The organism is Pelagicoccus enzymogenes, assembly GCF_014803405.1.
Classification (GTDB): domain Bacteria; phylum Verrucomicrobiota; class Verrucomicrobiia; order Opitutales; family Opitutaceae; genus Pelagicoccus; species Pelagicoccus enzymogenes.
The window spans coordinates 132,027-154,386 of the sequence record NZ_JACYFG010000061.1 but is presented as its reverse complement, the minus strand read 5'-3'; the positions used below and the strand labels follow the sequence as shown (position 1 = coordinate 154,386).

Here is a 22,360-nt window from a genome sequence, read left to right as displayed (position 1 = left end):
GATCGTGTGCTTACCTGTTAAGTGTCTTAGAATCGAAAAGAGTTTTCACTGACAGTTTGAAGGATGATAAGGCCTGACGCCCGTTCGTGCAGTGCGAATGATGTCTGAATGATTCCGGAGGGCTCACTCGACCTGCCACTCGAAAATAGATGGCTGCGTCATGGAGTCTATGGTGGTGGGAGAGCTAACTTTGAAGTAGCGGGCGGTTGGCGGGCTCTCGACGATGATGGGCGAACCGGTCGCCGCCTGGTCGAGGAAGCTGGCAGCGACTGTCCAGTTTTGGCCGTCTACGGAACTTTCGACAGTGAAGTGGTAGTCCTTCCAGGTTAATTCGGGGCGAATTTGGAGTTGGTTAACTCTTCGCGAGGAACCTAGGTCGATCTGTATCCAGGGGGTCACGTCGTCAGCTGCGGGAACCCAGCGCGTGGCGTAGTTATCGTCGGTTGCGCGTTCTGGAGCGTGGCGATCGCTCAGCTGGCTGGAGGCGGTGATGGCGGCCGGCTCGATGAAGGAGCCGTCGAGTCGGTTTTGGACGAGCTCTGGACCTTGGTGAGTGGGGATGACCTTTGCGATGAGACCGTCGTCCGTGAACGTAAGCTCGTCGAAGCAGGTTTGGCCACCCCCGGGATCGAGGGTGGCGTAGATAAAGTAGTGTCCTTCAAATTCAACTACGGATGGGTCCGCGAAATAACCTGGCAAGATCGGGTTGGACGAGTGAGGAGCCTCGCCGGGCTCGATTGCGTTTTCGGGGACCTTCGCTTGGCTTGCAGGCAGCGAAAGCGCTGCGGAAATGAGAAGGACGCTGGTATGCTTCATTTTGCGGATAGCGAGATTGGCTCCCCAGCGGGATTATCGGCGAACGGGTCGGACATCGGATCCATGGGAAGGATGTTGCCCTCGGCGTCGAACTTCATCTCGACAATGCAGGTTTCGCGCTTGTAGCCGCCACCGCCGGGTATGGCGTGACGATGGTAGGCGACGTACCAGCGGTCGGTGCCGGGGACGTTGACGATGCTGTGATGGGCGGTGCCTTGGGCAGGGCCGTTTTGGCGGAGGACGATGAAGTTCTCTTCGGGAGTGGTGACGGGGCCGTAAGGGGAAGTCGAGGTGCCCCAGCCGACGCGGTAGTCGGGGCTGCGGGCGTCGTCGATGGACCACATGAAGTAGTACAGTCCGTTGCGTTTGAAAACCACGATGCCTTCGCGGAAGTCTTTCAACGGAAACTCCACAGGGTCGCCGTCAAAGGAAATCATGTCATCGTTTAGTCGATACACAGTGGGTGTACCGTTGCCGAAGTAGAGGTAGGCTTGGCCGTCGTCGTCGATGAAGGCGTAGGGGTCGATGCTGAAGGTCTTGATCTTTTCATTGTCGATGAGCGAGCGATCGAGGGCGTCGTGGAACGGACCGGTAGGGGAGTCGGCGACGGCGACGCCAATGCTATGCTCGCCGCAGAAGTAGAAGTAGTATTTGCCGTCCTTTTCGATGCAGTCGGGCGCCCATGCCTTGTTGTTGGCCCAGGACACATCGTGGCGAAGGTCCATGAAAACGGTTTCTTTCTCCCAATCTACGAGGTTGGGCGAAGACCAGACCGCAAACTCCTTGGTATTCCAGTAGGGGCGGTCGGAGGTGGGGTAAATGTAATAGCGGTCGCCGAAGGCGCGGATGGCGGGGTCGGCGGTGAATTCGCCTTTCAGGGCAGGCTGGGGCGCCACGGAGGCAGCTTGAGAACGTAGGGATTCTACGAGCTCTAAGGGTACGGATAGGATGGAACCGTGGCGTTGGCCGTCGGGGAAAGCGATGTCTCCCGGTACTTCCTCCCACTGTATCCAGTCTTTCGATATCTTTCCGCCGTAGCGGTGGTTTACGTAGTAGTCGTAGTAAACGACGACGCCTTCAGCTGTATCCACCACGGTGGGACCCTCGGCTTGCTCCTTGCGTAGGATGGGAGACTCGAGCAGGGTGTAAGGACCGAGCAGGCTTTCGGCTTTGGCGGCGTAGATCGAGCCGTAGTCTTGGGCCCCTTGGTCGTCCGTTTCCTTGAGGATGGCGTAGTAGGCGCTACCCTGCTTCAGGAGCGTGGTATCGATGTTGTTGAAACCAGGATCGAAGAAGAGGGCGGGATCCGTGAAGCTCTCGAAGTCCTTCGTCAGGGAGTAGTAGGCGCGGAATTCGTCGTCTGGAGTAGGAGCGTTATCGATCGCGGTGGACCAAACGATGAGGAATTGTTGTTTGGCCTCGTCGAAGAAAAGTTCGGGAGCCCAGCAGAGTTTGGCGCCTTCGAAGTTTTCCATGAGCGGAATGAACTTTTGCTCGGACCAGTTTTGCAGGTCCTTCGAGTAGGCGTAGCCAATGCCAAGGTCGCCCCAACCACTGGTCCAAACCATGTGGTAGGTACCGTCTGGACCTTGCTTGATGTCGGGGTCGCGCATGAGCTTTGAGCCGACTTTTGGTTTCAGATAGATCGTGTCGAGATCGGTCCAGTCTTTGGCGTCGTAACTGTAGGCGAGGTGGAGGCCATCTCCGTTGTCTCGAAAGGATGTGAGCAAATAGGCGTCTTTAGCCGTCTCTTTTTGAGAGGGTTCCTTAGTGCATGACGCGGTCGTGAGCAATACGGTGGAAAGAACTAGGGTGGATGCTAGAAATCTCATCTTTTAACTTTCTGTGAGGGTGGGGGTGAGATAAAGCCTCACCTTTCTTGAAACGTTAGGATAAAAAGGGGAGCGCTTTGAACGTCCCCCTCATGTCAAGGGGGCACTCCGGTTCGTCGTTTATTCAGCGAACGGGCCGGATGATGTAGCTGTATTCGTAGTCTTGGGGAGCGAGACGATACTGCTTGTGCGGAAGTTCTCCCCAACTGGTGTCGCCTCCGACGCCCATTTGCGAATGGTCGATGTTAACGCTTACGAGAGGGCGGTGTTTTATGTCGCTCATGTGGGTTTGCGATTTCTTGTCGCCGGCATCGAAGTCTGAATCGTACTGGTGGCGAGCGTTGAAGCCGAGCGGGCGATCAACCGATTCGATGCGAATGCCTTGACCGGAAGCGTCTAGAAACTCTACCCAACGAACATCGGTCCTGTATCCATTTTCTTGTGGACGAGCGTAGGCGAAGCCCAGGTCTTCTACGGAACTGCTGTATTGTGCCAAAAAGGCTGCGGTGTTGCGGTCTTGATAATTTTCGAATGGGCCGCGTCCGTAGTATTTCGCTTGAGCGTAGCTTTCTTCTAGAATCATCGTATTCCCGAATCGAGGAAGGTTAGGGAGGTCGCTACTAACGCCAACGAGTTTGTTGGTGACGAGTATTTCGCCGTTTCGGTTGACGGTATAGTCGATCCGGAAATCTGCGTCGACGACTGGCAGCTTGTATCCAACATGCACTGACACGGAACCGCTGGAATGGCGCTTGTATTTCAGTGAAACGAGTTTGGGAGACAGACCAGCTTCTTTCCAGGCTTTCCATTCGGTAGGCATCCTGAATCCGTAGTCATTGTCGGTGGGAGCCCGCCAGAAGTTTGCTCGGGAGCTTTCCTTGAGGATTGATTTCTGTCCGTAGACCAAGGAGACCGGAAAACCAGTGTCGGAATCGAAACGGATGGAGAAGTCTTTGTTGGAGAGGGTAAGTAGGCCGTCTTCGCTGATGTCGATCACGTCGCCTGGAACGGCCTTCTTGAATCCTTCTGCTGAATACGAACCGATACTGAATTGTTCGGCTGCTAGGGTGTGACCGGCCTTGAGAAGTGGATCTGCGTGCTTCGTTTTGGCTTCCAGGGTGAGTTGCCACTCGGTGGAAGGGTCCAGGTCTCCTATGGGAAGGGCAACACGAGTCGCTTGGGTGGGTGCGAGTTCGAGGTCAGGCAGAGGGCCCATCGCGACAGTTCGGCCCTCCTTGGAGAGGGTGTAGAAGAGATCGAACTCGGAAAGGTTCGTGAAGTAGTAGCCGTTGTAGATTTCCAGGCTCTTGCTCGCTGGATCGAAGTCGCGAAACTTGATGTGTTGGTAAACCTTTTTGACCTCGAAGAGTGCAGGGTGCGGAGAGCGGTCGGCGTTGACGATCCCGTTCAGGCAGAAATTTTCGTCGTGGCGAATGTGCGCGGAGCCTAGGTCGCCTCCATAGGCCCAGTATGGAACGCCCTCCTCGTTCTGGGCGAGGATCCCCTGGTCAACCCAGTCCCAGATGAAACCGCCTTGGGCGGACGGATATTTCTCGAAGACGTTCCAATAGTCTTGGAGGTTGCCGACGCTGTTGCCCATGGCGTGTGCGTATTCGCACATGATGAATGGGCGTGTCGGATTGTTGGATACGTATTGCTCGGTTTTCTCGATATTCCAATACATGGGGACCTGGAGATCGGAATTCGAGTGATTGGTGGCGCCCTCGTATTGTACGGGACGGGTGCTGTCTTGCGCTTTCAGCCAATCGTAGTTGGCGAAGTGGTTTTGGCCGTTGCCTGCTTCGTTGCCTAGGGACCAAATGATAATCGAAGGATGGTTTTTTGAGCGGTGGTACATCCTTTGCACGCGATCTAGGTGAGCGTCCGCCCACTCGGGAAGGTACGCGGGATGGATGGATTCGTCGAACGATCCTTGGTTTGTGGTGCCCATTCCGTGGATCTCGATGTTGGCCTCGTCGACGACGTAGAAGCCGTATTCGTCGCACAGCTCATAGAAGTAGGGATTCTTAGGGTAGTGGCTACAGCGGATGGCGTTGATGTTGTTCTCCTTCATGATGCGGAGATCAAGAAGGGTGATCTCCTCACTTACGACGTGGCCCGTGACAGGATCGTGGTCGTGGAGGTTGACGCCTTTGAGGTAGACGGGCTGGCCGTTTACCAGGAATTGGGAATTTTTGATTTCGACCTTGCGGAAACCAACTCGAGTTTTTGTGTATTCAGATTCTCCGCGCGCGGGAGTTGTCTTCAGCTGGAGCGTGTAGAGCTCGGGCGTCTCGGCGGTCCATTTGCGTACCTTGGGAAGCTTCTTCTCAAAGTTGAAATCCGCTTCGCCATTTGCGGGGACCTTGATCTTGGTTTTGAAGGATGCGGCGGTCTTGTCGCCGTCGAGGAGCTTGCCTTCGACTTCGATGGTTTCGGTGGCGTCGCCTTTGTTGGTGAGTTTAAGAGAGGCAGAGAAGAGGCCGTCTCGGTAGGTTTCGTCGAGGTCCGCGATTATGCGGAAGTCGGCGAGCGTTGTAGGGTTGGTGGCGTAGAGGTTGACGTCGCGTTCGATGCCGCTGAGGCGCCAAAAATCCTGGTCTTCCAAGTAGCTAGCGTCAGACCAGCGGTAGACTTCGACTGCGAGGAGGTTTTCGCCTTCTTGCAATGCGTCGGTGATGTCAAATTCTGCCTCTGTTTTGCTGCCTTCACTATAGCCGATGCTCTCGCCGTTCAGCCAAATGTACATGGCACTACGCACGGCGCCGAAGCTGAGGTAGACGCGTTTGCCGTCCCAGTTCTCAGGGATGGTGAAGGTGCGGCGATAGCTTCCCACGGGATTGTCCGCGTGGTCTATGAAAGGAGGGTTCTTAGGAAATGGATACACCAAGTTCGCGTAGATGGGAATGCCGTGTCCTTCGAGCTCCCAATTAGATGGAACGGGAATGGTACCCCAGGACGATACGTCGAAATCGGGGGATTCGAAGCCGACGGGGCGGTCGGCTGGCTTGGCGGACCAGTTGAAGGTCCAATCCCCGTTGAGGGACTTGACGTAAGTCGAATCGGCGATCTCGCCCTCGAGCGCAGTCGCTTCACTCTGATACCGCACGAAGGAGGCACGCGGCGCCTCGCGGTTTATCTGGAAAATCTCTGGGTTTTCCCACTCGAGAGAGCTTTCTGCAAAGGAGGTGGCTTGACAGGCGAGAGTGAACGCTCCCAAAGCGAAGCGTACTGTTCTTTTTGCGTTTTTCATCAAGATAGTTCGGTTGTCTCCAGCGGATGGCTGGTACCTAATCGCGTAGTGTGTTGCCGTTGCGCGATTATAAATTCGGGTTTTGTCTGGTGCAGCGTAAGATGTTTGGAGTAGCTGGCTGCGATCCAAATTTTGAGCGTGTTGCTTGATGATCGGCTGACGAGTTTTTATTGTTCCCCCAAATGGGGGAGAATATGTAAACCCCTAGAAAGGGAGGCGTATGGAGTGTTGTTTGCCCCGCTCGAATATGTAGTCATATGCAACTTATGAATTGTATCCATCGCGTGGACATGCAGCTGCGCATCCTTCTTATTGCGCAAGGCGGGGATTGGGGGAAACTCACGTTTGAGCGGCTGACAGATTTACTGGAGCAAGACCACTGTTAGGGCAGAGATGCTTGCCCGGAAGAAATGCGTAATACGCCTCGCTGAGGATTCTTCCGTCTCATGAATTCCCCCGATTGGGGGATTGAGTGAAAGGGCAAGTCTTGCTACTTTATGGCACCACTACCCCACGAATTGATGTTTTCCTCAGTCGCCCCGCTCCTCCTAGGGGCATCATACAAGAAATATCATTGTTTCGTTGGGTACTCGTGCCCCTGCGCGTTGCGACGACACCGCGATGCAACCTACTGTAAACTAACAAACCAAACTCACAAATATAGATGAGTAGATTCGAAAAAAACATAACCCCACGAAGGTACCGTAGCCCGAGATATCTCGCCACGCTAGGTGCTTTGACTCTGGTTTCGCCAGTTTTGTTCGCCCAAACTTCCGATGAGGAAGAAGAGGACGAAATCTATGAGCTGTCACCTTTTGAGGTAACTGGCAGCGACGACGTTGGTTACATGGCGACATCCTCGCTTGCCGGATCCCGATTGAATACGGAGTTGCGTGATATCGCGGCTGCCGTGCAAGCAATCACCCCGGAGTTCATGAAGGATGTCGGCGCTACGGACCTGCAAAAGCTTCTTGTCTACACCACCAACACGGAAGTGGCTGGGGTGGAAGGCAACTTCTACGGCGGCGATACGTGGGACAAGGGACACGCCCGGGATATTTTGGTCGAGCCGCACCGCACGACTCGTATACGCGGATTGAACAGCGCGGACATCACTCGCGATTTCTTCCCAACTGATATTCCAATCGACTGGTACAGCCTCAATCGCGTGGACATCAGCCGTGGTCCTAACTCGATCCTTTTTGGTTTGGGAAGCCCCGCTGGCCTTATCAACAACACGCTCAAGACCCCAATGATGGCGGGTGACGAGCGCTCTGTAGAGCTGAAGTTCGACAGCTACGGATCCATCCGCGGCATGGTTGACCTCAACAAGACGATCATCGAGGACGAATTGTCGATCCGTGTGGTGGCCTTGAACGACGAGGCGAAGTTTCGTCAAAAGGGAACTTTCAACAACGACCGCCGTATCTACTCTGCTTTACGCTGGCAGCCGAATCTGGGCGAAGGCGTCTTCACACAGATTGATGCCAATGGCGAGTGGGGGCAAATCAACGCCAACCGCCCCATGGCAGGTACGCCAGCGGACTTCCTTACCAACTGGTATGGTGCGACTGACCGTAACATTGTGACAAACGACGAATACTGGACGGATCCCGGCGATGCCGAAGGTCTTGCTGGTTTTGGCGCTCACGAGGCGATCTACGGAGCTCAGTCGGTGGGTGGCCAGGTCTGGGATGACCATCCTGTTTCCTTCTACGGCGACCCAACGAATGCTGCAGTTGGCGTTCCCGGCGGTCCGGATGCGATGGTACTGCGTGGTTGGAACAATGTGAACGGCGGAGGCTGGGGCAGCTACGTCGGCTTGACCAACCCCAATTGGGAATTGGGCAACGGTAACCATGAGAAGAACCAAGCCGCATACTACGCGAACAACCCCGTGGTTTCGGGAATCATCGATGGCTATGAAAACCTTACCGGCCGCTCATTCCGCGGTTTCGGCCAAGGCATGTGGCCGACTCAGATGATCATCGACGGTCCGATCGCTGAATTGGTTCGTGAGCAAAACTTGGTAGGTCCCAACAAGTCGGAGTTCAACGACTTTGAAACTTTCAACATAGTCGCCACCCAAACCTACTTGGATGGTCGCTTGGGCTGGAATTTCGCATACAACGACCAGTCATACCGTTCTGGATACACCAACGCAATGGAAGGCCTCTGGGGTGGAAACATCATTTCCATCGACATTAACGAATCGCTTCGCGGCGGTGAGGGCAACAACCCGAACGTAGGTCGTCTCTTCACGATTGGCGAAGGGCGCGGTGGTATCTTCGAGAAGAAGCGTGAGAACTGGCGCGCCACCGTGTTTGGTGAAGTGTCGGGAGATGACTTCTTCGACTCTGACAGCTTGTTCGCCACGGTATTGGGTAAGCACACTTTTACTGGTGTAGCCTCCTCGCAGAAGTTTGACTACTTCGATCGAAACTTTGCGATGTATCGCTGGGACGAACAGTTCTCTGAAGATCTAGGATGGTCTCGTCCTGGTTACGCAACCTGGCGCGGCATCCATTACCTCAGCGATAGCATTTTGGATACGACATCCATGGACCAGATCACTGGAGTTACCGGTGTAACGGCCTCCCAAAACCCAGCTCTGAACCAGTCCGTCCTCGCCTTCGGCTTCAATGATGAAGGTGGCAGGGAGTGGGGCCAAAGCAATTTCGGCCTCCTGAATTGGCAGACCGACTTGGACAAGCTCTACGACGGAGCGAGAGAAGGTTACGACGTGACCGACTCCAAGGTCTTCGTTTGGCAGGGCGACATGCTCAACGGAGCAATCGTCCCGATCTTCGGTTGGCGCGAGGATGATTACGAAGCTTACCGTAAGCCGTCCCCAACTCGCTTCGAAGTTGACGGTGTGATGACCGAGTTCGGGAGAGACGCTATTTACAACAACGTGTTGCCATACAGCGACAATTGGGTCTACGACTCGGAGAGAAGTGTCCCGATCATTGCCTCTGCGCAGCGTCGCAGCTGGAGCGTGGCCTTGCATGGCGAGGAACTGCTCAATCTGTTCGGCCGCGAATTGCCGAAAGGCATGGGAGTGAGCCTGCTCTTCAACGATTCCAGCAGTTTCCGTCCTTCGGATGTGGCGACTGACGTCTACAATCGACAAGAGGCGAATCCTTCGGGCAACACTCGTGACGTGAGCCTTTTGCTCTCTGCTATGGACAACAAGTTCTCCCTGCGCGTCACCAAGTACAAGACGACTCAAGAGAACACTCCCTTCATCGGAGACGCTCCTGCCTTTAACCGCAACAAGGCTATCCTCGGCCGCTCCATGGACGGCATGATGTGGGAAATCGGCCCTCATTGGGGCGCGCTTCCTGAGACCGACGAAGCTGCAGCGAACCGTTGGCAACCTACCCCAGAGTGGGTGGTCAACAACTGGATGTTTGGCGAAGGCAACTACGATTCCGCAGTCGCAAACACGCCGTTGCCTGCGGATTGGAGAGACAATCCTGAAATCATGAACCAGCCGCTCCGCATCCGCGCTGCAGCCGTTCCAGGTTCCCCCAACTATGTCGCACAGGGCGACATCAATCCGGACCTCGACCTTCCCTACGTCGCTCCCCCGCTCACCGCGGAAGAAGTGGCCTATCGTTCCGAGTGGTACCGCGCTCGCTCGGATGCGGAGTGGTCCAATCCAGTAGACCCAGTATTCTGGGATGCGATGAACTTCGAGCGCATCGAAGCGGCTTGGGGTGGATTCTGGGAGCTGACCGCATGGCAGGTTCCCAGCACTTCACGAAGCCTCAACAACCTTGAGTCCACTGGTATCGAATACGAATTCACAGCTAATCCTCTGGACAACTGGCGTGTGACCTTCAACGCCTCCAAGGCTGAAGCGGTACGCTCCAACGTACTGGCGGCGTGGGACGAGTACATCGAGAACAGCATGGACATGTGGTTCGATGGTGGATACGCGCTCTACGACGAGCCAGGCATGGACTACTGGTCCATCAAGGGCTTCTACGATATACCAGAATCTCCAGGCAACCAGTTGGGTACCGGTGGTCGCCTTGGAACAGGTTACGGTTCTGAGATCCTTGCCAAGTACTACCAGGCGAAGGCGACTGAAGGTCAGCTGGTCAATGAACTGAGAGAGTGGCACTTCAATCTAATCACCAACTACAGCTTCGTAGACGGCAAGTTCAAGGGCCTTGGCATCGGTGGCGCCTACCGTTGGATGGATGAGTCCAACTTGGGCTACTATCCGAAGTACGACGCAGATGCCAACGCTTGGGTCAACGACCTCAGCAATCCCATCAAGGGGTCAAGTGAGGACTACGTCGATGCTTGGGTATCCTATGAAACCGAGATCGGAGGCGATAAGAGCTGGTCCATCCAGTTAAATGTCTACGACCTCTTTGCCGACGATGAGCTGATTCCCGTTCGCGCGAATCCAGATGGATCAATCGCTCAAGTCCGTATTCCGGGTGAGACGCGCTGGTCTATCAGCAATACCATTCGTTTTTAGTACCGCTTAGCGGTAGCATGGCGGGGCATCCAGGGGGGGGGTGTCCCGCTTCTTTATGTTCAAAATTTAGAAAGCTCTCCCGAAAAGGGAGTCTCGCTCCACTGTTGTATCCGCAGAACGGAAACCAGTAGTTGAATTCGTCGCGCGCGGAAGGCGATGCGGCACCACTTTACCTCGATCTACCAACCCCAATACGCACAAGTATGAGCTTGAACGCTAACACTACGTCGCATCGTGCCTCTATGGTACGCGCGTTTCGTAAGGGCCACTCAATTGTCGCAGCGGTATTCTGTCTCTCTTTGAACGGAACTGCCCTAGCTCAAGACAACACCGTACTCTTCGACGTCACCGCTCCCGGGGTTGACAAGTCTATCTCCATCTGGGGCTTGGATACAGCTTGGCTCTCGGAAAGCAACGTGCGGCGCGGCGTGGAGTTTATGGGTAAGGAGCAGGTCGACGTTATTCGCTTTTCGTTCACTGGAGACAGACCTTTGATAAATGGTGATCTCGAAACAACGCGACAGGCGGAATTTAACGAGCGTATGCGGATCGTAGATACGTATACCAAACAGGATGCCGCACTATACTTCAACAGTGATACGATTGGCATCGATTCCTATTTCAAAGATGGGTCAGGAAATCTTCGAGCGGACAGATGGGCCGAGCTGATTGACTTGACAAGGCGAAAAGCGGAAGACGCAGGGCGAACGGTTCTGTCGGTTGCTCCCTTCAACGAACCAGATTTCGTCACTAACGGCTACGGCAACGTAGGGCGCTTGGAAGAGATTGCTCGCCTGTTTCGACAAGATTCAAAATATAAGGAGAGCTTTGCGGACATCCGTATCGCAGGAGGCGGTACATTGAATAACGACCTGGCTCTCGAATGGTACAGCCCATTGAAAGACCTGCTTGACGAAGGAAATACGCACCAGCTAGCGGGCGGATTCGATACTTACGCATCGTTTTTTGAATACGTCGTAGCCAATGGCGACATTGGCATCAACGACGAGTTGCACAACGTCATGGAAGCCATGGTTGGAGCCGAGTACGGCATGGACGTTGGAATCTGGTGGGGTAGCGCTGAGTACGCCAGAGGCGAGTTCGTGAAGGCCAGCGATGGAACTCGACTCGGCTACTCGGAAAATCGTCCCAACTGGACGGCGGCCTCGGTCTACCGTGCTCCGGATGGTAAGATTCAGGCGTTCGTGGGAGAATCCGAGCGGCAGGCTCGACCGACCTCTTTTCAATTTGTATCCACAGATCGCGATGTCTTTTTCGACGGCGTTGGCCCGCAGCGTACTTTCACTGTCAATACGACGGGTGGCTCTGGTTATCAGACTTCATCCCACAGCAATGCAGAGCGCGTGATAAACATCACTTGGGGCGATGACATACAGCCGGTGATAAAAGGCCGCTACACCTTGGTGAATCGACAAAGCGGGAAGATCCTGGAAGTGCAAGGCGGAGGGACTGGCAACGGCTCCCATATCCAGCAAGGCACTCCGAACTACGAAAGCCATCAATCCTGGTTGGTCGATAGGGTGCCTCGAACCATTGGAGGTGATTGGAGTTACTTCACGATCAAGCCCTTCAATGCGACGACCAAGACGATCGATGTTTGGAACTGGAATCTCAACGCCGGCGCAGAGGTTCGCCTTTACGACTACCTGGAAGGCATTAACCAGCAATGGGTTCTTGAATACGTTGAAGACGGATATTTCTACATTCGTAGTCGCTTCAGCGGAAAGTATTTGGAAGTGGCCAATGGATCGACTGAGAACGGGGCTCGTGTCCAATTGGGAGATGGTCCGGGCGGACACTTGCAGCAATGGCGTTTCGTCAAGGCTGGCGCTTTGGTCGAGTTTGAAGCTCCAGCGGCGCCGACCGGCTTGAAGGCGAGAGCGAACGCAGTTTCAGTAACGCTGTCTTGGGAAGCTAACGATGAGAACGATTTGAGTGGATACAGTGTATATCGCTCTGTCGCGACTGAAGGTCCATACGAATTGATAGCTCGTGAGGTTGTGGATACCACATTCATCGACAAAGGGGCATACGAGGCCCAAGCCTACTTCTATAGAATCAAAGCAACCGATGGTTCGGGCAACCAATCGGAATATTCGGACGTCCAGTCTGTCTCCCCGAGCAGTGGACCGACTCTAGCCCTTTCGCTAAACTTTGAGCAGAGCCTAGGCGATGGTTCCGGAAATGCGAATGATGCCGAGGCCACGCACGCACCTGCTTACTTAGATGGGAAGGTTGGGGCGAGTTCGCTGTATTTCAATGGGGTCAACAACTTCATAAGCTTGCCTGCAACGATCGCTGACCACGCTCAAATCAGTGTTGCGTGTTGGGTTTACTGGAGCGGCGGATCGGATGATCAGCGCATCTTCGAATTTGGAGACGACGTGGAGTCTCGTTTTTACCTGAGTCCGAGTGCGGCAGGTTCGGGGCTTCGTTTTGTGATCGAGAATGCTGGAAAGGAAGCGCAGCTGAATGCGACGGCTCTCGATACGAACCGCTGGACTCACCTCGCGGTTGTGCTGGGCGAGACGAAGGCGCAGTTGTATGTCGATGGAAGCATGGTAGACGAAAGCTCAAGTACTGTGTCGCTGGCGGATATCTCTTCTAACCTCAATCTAGTGGGCAAGAACCGATTCAATTCGTGGTCTTTCTACAGAGGCCGCCTAGACGATTTCCAGATCCACAACTTTGCCCTGTCGGCGAACGAAGTCGCTGCAGTCGCTGGACTCGTTTCACCTCCGGTGCCGACCGGACTTGCGACTACCGTCATGGACGACGAGATCGTGTTGTCTTGGGACTCGGTTCCGGGAGCGACTGCTTATGCGGTGAGACGTTCCGAATCGAGCGACGGACCGTTCGTAGCGCTTGCCTCGAATCTGTCGAGTCCTGTTTTTGTGGATACAGAAACTTCCGGGAAAACAAAGTTTTATTATGAAGTGGCGGCGAGCAACGATGCTGGATCGAGTCTATATTCAGATGTCAGTTTCGCTAGTTTGCTTTCGTTTGCCGAAGAATGGCGCGAACTGCACTTCGGCGTGACTGAGAATGCTGGCGAGGCCGCCGACGACGCAGACCCAGACAAAGATGGAATTATCAACCTTCTTGAGCGAGCCTTTGCGGGAAATCCGAAGCGAAAGGAAGGAGACCTCGCTCCTTACCTCGATGATTCGGTCGCTCCGTTGGCGATCGTTTATCGACGTGCCGTAAGCGCCGCCGACCTCGCGTTCCGAGTACTGGAGTCTTCGGACCTGTCGCCAGAATGGGCAGTGGCTGAGGGAACTAGCGAGGTTATATCGGAAGAGGGAGGAGTACAGTGGGTACGTTTTGTAAGACGTCTTGAAGCCGATGAAGATCTATTCCTGCGTCTTCAAGTGAAGTCCGAGTGATTGGGCAGGCGGGTGTTGCAGTGGTTGATGAGCCTGTCGCGAAGCGATCTGGTCAAAGGGGAAGGTCGCGACCTCCGCCAAAGCCGCCCGAAGCTTTTTTTTCGCAAGGCTTTGGCAGCCTTGCTCTGCCTTGATTGGTCTGCGATTCAGCAACGAGCTGATTTGAGGACAAGCCCTAGTCCAGATGTACGATTCCGTGGCGGATGGCGGCGATGGCAGCTTCGGTCCGGTCGCGGACTTTTAGTTTTAGGAAGAGCGCCTTGAGGTGGGACTTTACGGTTTCGTCCGAGATGGAGAGGCTGGACGCGATCTCTTTGTTGCTCCTGCCTTTTACAAGAGCTTCTAGGACTTCGCGTTCTCTCTCGGTAAGTTGGTCTCGCTCTGATCGCTCCGCGAGTCGTTTTTTAACGACATCTGGGAGTGAGGCGTCGCCTTGGAAAACCATCTTTATGGTCTCTGCTATTTCCTCGATGGGCATGTCCTTCAAAATGTAGGATGAGGCGCCGGACTGGAGGGCACGATGGATGTCTTCATCGGAGTCGTAGGTCGAAAGGACGATGATTTTTGCGTTGGGATGGATCTTCTTGATAGCCAATATGGCTTCAGCTCCGCCCATGCCCGGCATGCGAAGGTCCATCAAGGCGATATCGGGCTTGGTATCCTCGTAGACCTCAATCGCCTCTTCACCGTCCGAAGCCTCCGCGATGACCTTCATGCTCTCTTGGCTGTCTATCAAAGCAACGAGTCCCATACGCATGGGCGGATGGTCGTCGGCGATCATTACTTTGATGCGCTGCTTTTCTTCCATCTTGTATAGTGTGTTTGAAAAAGTGAATACGGGGCTAGTCGCCGACGCTAACAAGGATTTGTGTGCCTTGGCCTTTGGAACTTGTGATTTCGAATTTGCCTCCTAGCAGTTCCACCCGCTCGCGCATTCCCACGAGACCGAAGCTACGGTTCGCCTCCGGCGAGACCTGCTGGGTATTGAAACCATCGCCGTCGTCGCTGACAACCAGCTCCACACGTCGCTCGCCGTAGGAGATCTGCACTGTGATGCGCGTTGCGTTGGCGTGTTTGCAGGCATTGGTGATCGCCTCTTGTCCGACTCTGAGAAGATTGTTTTCGACTACAGGTGGAAGACGTCTTTGTTTTCCAAGTACTTTCGTCGTAACCTCAACCTCCGAGTCTTCAGTCAATTGTGTCGTGATGCGCTTGAGGGCTCCCTCAAGATCATATTTTTCCAAAACTTGGGAGCGCATGTTCCAGATAGAATCGCGTGCGTCTGTTAACGCCGTGCGGGCTAGGCTGTGAGCGGTTTTGATGTGCCTTTGCGTCGTTTCGCTGAGGTTTTTGGCATCGGTACGTACCATCTCCAGCTGTACGGAGATTGCTCCTATGTTTTGAGCAAGGGTGTCATGTATTTCGCGGGCAACTCTGTTTCGCTCATTGAGTATGGCGGAGAATTCCGATTCGGCGAGGGCTCGTTGCTGCTTTTGTTCGCGAAGTCGATTTCGAGAGAGAAGGACTACCACGGCGATGGCGCCGAGCGCTACCGCGAGCACAGCGGCGAGGACGTAGGAAATCCGTTTAGGAGTCCACCAAGGGGCGGGCGTGATGATGGCGAGGTCGGCGGGAGAGCGGAGTGAGATGTGCAGAGACTCTGACCACCACAGGCCGTTGAGCGGAATGGTTTCCCCTTCGCCCACGGTGGCGATCCCAGTCACGGATACGACGCTGTTGGGTCTCCAATCCGGTAGCTCGATCTGATCCGAGCCGGTCAGGAGGGAAGCGCGCACGGTTGTATTCAGCCCCTCGAGTGTCAGCTCTACGCTCTCGGGGTAACGCTGGACTTCCAGTAGCTTGGCTTCGAGGCGGACGAGATCCGAATCATGCCAAGAAATCATATTCAATCCTTCAAGGTCGACTGGTATCGGGGGTGCTCCATCTCCTCGTTTCCTAAATTCGGAGTCTTCCAGTAGTGGGCTATAGGTACCAAGCTCGGGAAACCCGAGCACGTCGACGATGTCGCCTGGTTGGAGTGCGGTGTCTTGTGACGTCTGCACGCGCAGGCTTTGGTTTTTATCGCGTATCCACAGAGCCTTTCCCTGTCTTTGGTGTATCACGACTCCTCTTACATGGACGCGGTGGCCAGGGGTTCCCCCTGTGTGGTCAAAGGTAAACAGACTGGAAACCGAGGTAGGGGTGCCTTCGAAGTCACGGTGCAGCGGCTGAACCAATATCTCTGGCTTGATGCCTCGAGGTGTGTGGAGGATTGGGCGGACGAACTGGCGGTTGCTGTTGTGAAGGTAGAAGCAATGTCCGCGAAGCCTGACCTTTGCGTCCAAGTACATGCTGGGGTCGAGCACTTCTTGCATCTCGACGACGACATGGGAATTGCCGTCGGCTAGTTTTAGCTGGGTGTAGAGATTTCTGCTGGCGACCTCCTCCGGTGACTCGCCCTCCCTAGGGTGTTGGGGGATGGGGTTGGGGCCAATCTTGACGCTGCGGACGATCCCGGTGACCTCGACCCACGCCACGTCCATTTGACCAGTATGCAAATCGGCGATAGTGGCAGGGATCGGTTCAGGAATCTTGGTCTTCCCAATGGTGCGAATCGACGTCGCGGAGGCGCATGGAGCGTAGTCTCCGGGATTCGTCACGCCGATTACTTCGATCAAGTCTCCGGGGAGGGCATCGATGGGGAACCCTGGTTGCGTGAAAACGAAGATCCCGTCTGTTTCGTCCTGCATGGCAAAGGAATTGTCCTCGCGGGAGATGAAGCAGCCGACTAGGCGAATCGGCAGCTGTTGGGCTGCCTGCACTGGAGTTAAGCTTCGGATTGCTGCTGCGGTGGTGAGTACTTCAGGGCCATCGTTGGACTGAGCAGTTGCAGAGGAAGCGCAGACTGCGCAGGCCAAGATCGATAGGGCGAAGAGTGCATCGTGTAAGAGTATATTTGAGAGGCGGCTCCTGCACATGGTCGTTCGAAAGAAAGTCGGGTGGTTTAACTGGGTAGAGTGCGAATATATGGGCATTGGCAAGGGGGCGGTAGGGGGGGACGAACAGAACAAATGCATACGGCTCCTTTGAGCAAGTGGATAGGGCAGGTCCTCTTCAAGTTTAGGGGGGATCGGTTTGTGACGCTTTATTCACGACTATTTTGAACTAATCCCCCGAATGGGTGAGGGGCAGGAGACCGTATCTATGTTAGTTTTGAGTCCTAAGTCGCACTGTCGGTTTACAGTTTCTCTCTAAATAAATGAGCAATCCTGCAATTAGTACATCCTCTGAATTTCCTGAAAAAGCGTCTCCTGCGAACATCAGAATCCTTGTCGTCGACGATCATCCTTCGATGCGTATGGGTATTTGCGCCCTGATAGACAGCCAACCTTGCATGGAGGTGGTGGCCGAGGCATCGGATGGCGAAGAAGCGATCGAGGTCTATGACGACGTATTGCCAGATGTCGTGCTCATGGACTTGCGCATGCATCACATGGGAGGTGCCGAAGCTATCTTGTCCATTTGCAAGAAGCATCCTCAAGCCAAGGTAATCGTGCTCTCCACCTACGATTGGGACGAGGACATCAATCGCGCTATCCAGTCTGGGGCCAAGTCTTACCTCCTGAAGGACATGGCGGTTGAAGAAATTGCGGGTACGATCCGGAGCGTATTCGAAGGAGACGATGCGCTTCCGAAACAAGTCGCGGAGAGGCTGGAGCGGTGGACCCAGAGGCAACCGCTTACCGAAAGGGAGCGTGAAGTGTTGGAGTCCTTGATTAAGGGAAGAAGTAACAAGGAGATCGCTTCAAATCTCAAGATATCCGACGAGACCGTGAAGTCTCACCTCAAGACTTTGTTTGGAAAACTCTGCGTGCGCGACCGAACTGAAGCAGCGATAGCGGCGATACGCCACGGCATCGTGCATCTATAGCCGAGGTGCTTCAGTCGAAAGGAGGCACTGCGCTTGAAGGACAGCTGAACGCTGGCCTTTCTTTTGCCCGCAGTCAGTGGAGAGAAGGCCCACCCTTCTGCCTCGATAATTGTATCAGTTAAAAGGATACAAAAGCTATCGCTTATCCGCCTCCGTGTTTCTTGGTCTCGCAGGTGCCCCTATTTCCTACGCAATGTACAAGCGTTAGTTTGGGTCCTGGCTCGCCGGAGAGAAGCGGATCGAATTCGTTGTCGATAGCCAAACGGAAATCTAGGGGACATGGGCGATCGATAGGCTTTGTTTTATTTAGAAACAGAATTCTAACGTTATGATTCACGGCCGCTTTGACGTTCGGAAGTTGTCTCCGTTTGCTCGCTCCATCGCACCAATATATTTGGGCCTAATCCCAAATTTGTATCCCCAAAATACCTACTTATGAAACTAGTATCCCCACTGCTTGCGGCGGCATTGTGCCTGCCTGCCTTTCATGCGCTCGGACAAGAAACTGATGATTCCGACGTATTCGAGCTCGACGAATTTGTCGTTTCCGGCACTCGCGCCTCGCTCATCAAAGCTCGTGAATTCAAGCGCGAGTCCAAGATCGTGAGCGATTCGATCGTCGCTGAAGACATCGCAAAGTTCCCGGATCTCAACCTGGCAGAGTCTCTGCAGCGCCTTCCCGGCGTCGCCATCAATCGCGAAGCGGGCGAAGGTCGTCGTGTATCGTTGCGCGGGCTCGGGCCCGACTTCACCCGTGTGCAGCTAAACGGCATGGAGGTTCTCGGCAATGTCGACTCTCCGCAGGACAGTCGTGGTCAAGGCAGCCGCGACCGCGCATTCGACTTCAACATTTTCGCATCCGAGCTCTTCAATCGTCTCGACGTTTACAAGAGCATGGACGCTACCCAAAACGAAGGAGGCTTAGCGGGAACCGTTGGTCTCCATACTGCCAAGCCGTTTGATTACGATGGCTTCAATGCTGGTTTTTCAGCTAAGGTCGGCACCAACACTTACACGGACGACTTCCAGCCACGCACCGCCTTCCAGATCTCCAATATCTGGGATGATACCTTTGGCGCTCTGTTCTCGGTGGCCTACTCGCAACGTGAGACAGTGGAGCAGGGCACTAATACCTACCGTTGGCGTCCCTCTTCTTCAGCTCAAGGCAGCGACATATCTGCTCTGACAGCCGAGGAGCAAGCCAAGATCAACAACGGCGAAACCCGCTGGGCTCGCGGTAATCGTCAATCCGCCTGGGGTAGCGATCAAGAGCGCCTTGGCCTCACTAGCGCGTTCCAGTGGAAGCCAAGCGATGACCTCATGCTCACGCTCGACATCCTTCACGGCGAGTTCTCCAGCGACCGTAGCGAGATTCACTTGAACTCACGCGGTTCGAACTCCTCCTCTTGGCTTGGTGGTGGCACCACTGTCGATGGCGTAACGTATCCAAATTCTGTCATTAACGACATCGAAATCAAGGACACGGGAGAGGTCGTTTACGTGGATGTCTCGGGCGGTAACGCGGCCGTAGAAACACGTCGTCAACATGCAGAAAACACTTTCGACCAAATTGTACTCAGCGGTGACTGGCGTATAAACGACAATCTCAGGGCGGATTTTCTAGTCGGTACGGAAACGTCTTCCTTCGATATTCCCATTAGCGACAAGTTCTACTTCGAGACATTTGGAGACGTTGTCTCCGACTACACGCAGGACCCATTCTATCTTCACAACACATGGGGCTTCGACACCACTGATCCGGATAACTGGAGGGCCCATGAAATTGACTTCGCCGCCTCGTATCAGGAAACCAACTTCGACAACGTGAAGGCGGATTTCACCTACTTCCTTGCAAGCGGATCCCAACTCAAGTTCGGCGCTTCGCACCAAAAGTTCTCGAACGATGGTTACATCCAGCGCAACGACAACGTGCTCCGCTCCGATTTCCAATCCGGGGCAGTTGACGACGATGTGAGCGCATACGCGGTGGTTTTCACTGACCACAAGGACCAAGACTGGGCGATTGCAGATTTCGACAAGGCATTGACCCACCTCGGACTCACTCGTGATCCTGGATCCATCCAAAACGTTTATGAAGTGGAAGAGAGCACCGACGCTGCATACTTTATGTATGAGTGGTCCTCCAAGTTGGGCGAAATCGGATTCACTGGAAACGTTGGTGTCCGTGCCTTCGATACCTCTATCAAATCCTCCGGTCGAGCTAACATCGGTGACATTGTAGTGAAAAGTGGATACGACGACATCCTTCCCGCTCTCAACACGACTTTCGAACTTCGCGAGAATTTGCTCCTTCGTGCAGCGATCTCGCAGAACATCAACCGCCCTGGGCTCGGTTCGCTCGCGGTTAACGGCAGTGTTTCTGAAAGCAATGGAGAAGTAACCATCAGCATGGGTAACCCAAGCTTGCAGCCTTACTACTCGGACAACATCGATGTCGCCCTCGAGTGGTACTTCGGAGAAGTGGGATCGTTCGCAGTCGGAGTCTACCGCAAGGACATTTCCGGATTCATTGGCACTGACCTCGCAACCGACATCCCGTACAGCGAAACCGGTCTTCCGCTCGACCTGTTGCCTGGCTTGACTAACAGCACTAACGTTGCGGAGTTCCGTCGCCCAATCAACTACGAGGACAGCTCGATCGACGGTTTGGAGTTCTCCTTGCAGTCGGACCTGGACTTCCTCCCCGCGCCCTTCGACAAGTTCGGCTTCATCGGAAACCTCTCCTTCATCGATGGCGAGCTCGACTACGCCAGCCCCGCTGAGCAAGCTCAAGGTATCTCGCATGTTTCTCCGATCTCTGGTCTTTCCAAGAAGCTCGGCAACGCGACGCTTTACTACGAAACCAATAACTGGGGAGCCCGCGTATCCGCAAATTACAGACAAGGCTATGTCGCCTGGCCGTTGGCTATCGGGAACGACGAGTTTGGTGACGGCTTCAATTCAACCACCTATGTCGACTTCTCTGCTTTCTACCAGATAAACGACAAGCTCAAGCTTACCTTCGACGCGATCAATTTGACGAACCAACGCGAAGAACAGTACTCTGACTTGGTTGCCCGCCGTCTCTACAACACCACTAGCTCGGGCACGACGTTCTTCACAGGAGTTAACTATCAGTTCTAATTTTAGGGTAGTTTGTAGTTAAAACAAGCGAGATCGCCCGGGTTGTCTGCGGGCGATCTTTGCTTGTATCTATATCCTCGTCGCATAGCATTTTTATTTGACCCAATTCATATCCCGATGCCCTCCCGCCTCTTTTTCTGGTCACTCACATCGGCCCTTGCCGGATTTCTTTTTGGTTTCGACACTGTAGTCATCTCTGGTGCGGAGCAACGTATCCAGGAGCTGTGGGGGCTTAGCGCTTCCTTGCACGGCATTGCTATTGCCTCGGCTCTTTATGGCACGGTGATTGGCGCGCTATTCGGGGGGTGGCCCACGAATCGATTAGGTCGCCGTTCAACTTTGATAGGGATTGGAGCTTTGTATTTCGTCTCCGCCGTATGGTCAGGACTATCGACCGATGTAACGATGTTCATCATCGCTCGCTTCCTAGGAGGGCTCGGAGTGGGCGTATCCACAGTCGCGGCTCCCATGTTCATCGCGGAGATTGCTACGCCTGAACGTCGCGGACGCCTCACCGCGCTTTTTCAATTCAACATCGTTTTCGGCATCCTAGTGGCATTTCTATCCAATGCGATCATCCGAGAAGTCGGCGACGAAAACGCATGGCGGTGGATGCTAGGAGTGGAAGCAGTGCCCGCTATCATTTATTCGGTCCTCTGTTTTGGGCTTCCGGAAAGTCCGCGTTGGCTGATAGCTCAACGGGGCGACCGTGCCGCTGGCATTGCGGTGCTGCAGCGCCTTCGACCGGAAGCTAGCAAGGAGGATATCGAAGCCGAAGCTGCGGAGATCGCGAACGCCTCCGGCGTCGAAGAAAAGGGCGGCACTCACCTGTGGTCCCGCAAGCTCCGCAAGCCGGTTGCCTTGGCTTTTCTCATTGCTCTCTTTAACCAGCTTTCAGGTATCAACGCCATCTTGTATTTCGCCCCTCGTATCTTCGAGCTCACCGGCTTGGGCGAGCGAGCTGCTTTGTTGCAATCGGTCGGTATCGGAGTTGCAAACCTCGTATTCACTTTCGTGGGACTTTGGCTCATCGATAGAGCGGGGAGGCGCGCTCTTTTGTACATCGGCTCCTTTGGGTACATCGCGTCCTTGGGGCTTACGGCATGGGCATTTTTTACGGAGCACTACAGCATCGTACCGTTTTGCATCTTCGCTTTCATAGCGGCACACGCCGTCGGGCAGGGAGCGGTGATTTGGGTTTTTATCGCGGAGATATTTCCGAATCGCCATCGCGGTGCGGGCACTTCGCTGGGCTGCGGAACGCACTGGGTATTCGCAGCATTGCTGACCTCGGTCTTTCCCAAAATGGTGGAGCTTATGGCTCCCGGCTACGTTTTCCTTTTGTTTACCAGCATGATGGTCCTGCAGCTCGTATGGGTTAAGCTCATGGTTCCCGAGACGAAGGGAGTGCCTCTAGAAGATTTGCAGCGCCAGCTGGGAGTCCGTTAATCCCTGCGGGCCTCCAGGGCCGCCCGATCA

General features: G+C 54.4%; 10 protein-coding genes. 5 read left to right on the top strand and 5 right to left on the bottom strand.

The annotated features are described in order from the left end of the window. Positions 1-123: 123 nt before the first annotated feature. The 3 genes from IEN85_RS23475 to lacZ all read right to left on the bottom strand — a co-directional run bounded on the left by IEN85_RS23475 (position 124) and on the right by lacZ (position 5,901). The gene (locus IEN85_RS23475) at positions 124-816 is read right to left on the bottom strand and encodes a discoidin domain-containing protein (protein WP_191619561.1); all 693 of its coding nucleotides are present in this window, start codon (positions 814-816) and stop codon (positions 124-126) included. Further along, complete coding sequence (locus IEN85_RS23470; protein WP_191619560.1) at positions 813-2,648, bottom strand: glycoside hydrolase family 43 protein; 1,836 nt, start codon at positions 2,646-2,648, stop codon at positions 813-815. Before IEN85_RS23470 ends, IEN85_RS23475 begins: the two co-directional genes overlap by 4 nt. Positions 2,649-2,772: 124 nt before the next feature. Further along, positions 2,773-5,901: a beta-galactosidase, LacZ type gene (gene lacZ, locus IEN85_RS23465; RefSeq protein ID WP_191619559.1), complete on the bottom strand. Its 3,129-nt coding sequence runs from the start codon at positions 5,899-5,901 to the stop codon at positions 2,773-2,775. A gap of 757 nt (positions 5,902-6,658) precedes the next feature. On the opposite strand from lacZ, the gene IEN85_RS23460 reads away from it, so the two are divergent. Both IEN85_RS23460 and IEN85_RS23455 read left to right on the top strand, forming a co-directional pair. Then, complete coding sequence (locus IEN85_RS23460) at positions 6,659-10,399, top strand: TonB-dependent receptor plug domain-containing protein (protein ID WP_224772899.1); 3,741 nt, start codon at positions 6,659-6,661, stop codon at positions 10,397-10,399. 203 nt (positions 10,400-10,602) lie between these two features. Then, positions 10,603-13,806 (top strand): RICIN domain-containing protein, encoded by a 3,204-nt coding sequence (locus tag IEN85_RS23455; RefSeq protein ID WP_191619557.1) that lies wholly within the window; start codon positions 10,603-10,605, stop codon positions 13,804-13,806. 175 nt (positions 13,807-13,981) lie between these two features. On the opposite strand, the gene IEN85_RS23450 is transcribed toward IEN85_RS23455, so the two are convergent. After that, on the bottom strand, positions 13,982-14,614 hold the full coding sequence (locus tag IEN85_RS23450) for a response regulator (RefSeq protein WP_191619556.1): 633 nt from the start codon (positions 14,612-14,614) through the stop codon (positions 13,982-13,984). A gap of 34 nt (positions 14,615-14,648) precedes the next feature. Further along, a complete protein-coding gene (locus IEN85_RS24850) occupies positions 14,649-16,628 on the bottom strand; it encodes a sensor histidine kinase (protein WP_191619555.1) in 1,980 nt (659 codons plus the stop codon). A gap of 437 nt (positions 16,629-17,065) precedes the next feature. Here IEN85_RS24850 and IEN85_RS23440 point away from each other — a divergent pair, with 437 nt between their 5' ends. From IEN85_RS23440 to IEN85_RS23430, 3 genes are all read left to right on the top strand, one after another. Further along, positions 17,066-17,737, top strand: coding sequence for a response regulator (locus IEN85_RS23440; RefSeq protein ID WP_191619554.1), 672 nt, complete (start codon positions 17,066-17,068; stop codon positions 17,735-17,737). A gap of 435 nt (positions 17,738-18,172) precedes the next feature. Continuing rightward, positions 18,173-20,881, top strand: a complete 2,709-nt coding sequence (locus tag IEN85_RS23435; protein ID WP_191619553.1) for a TonB-dependent receptor — start codon at positions 18,173-18,175, stop codon at positions 20,879-20,881. A 117-nt stretch (positions 20,882-20,998) separates the two neighbouring features. Beyond that, entirely contained in the window at positions 20,999-22,330 is a 1,332-nt protein-coding gene (locus IEN85_RS23430) for a sugar porter family MFS transporter (RefSeq protein ID WP_191619552.1), read from the top strand. Positions 22,331-22,360 lie beyond the last annotated feature (30 nt).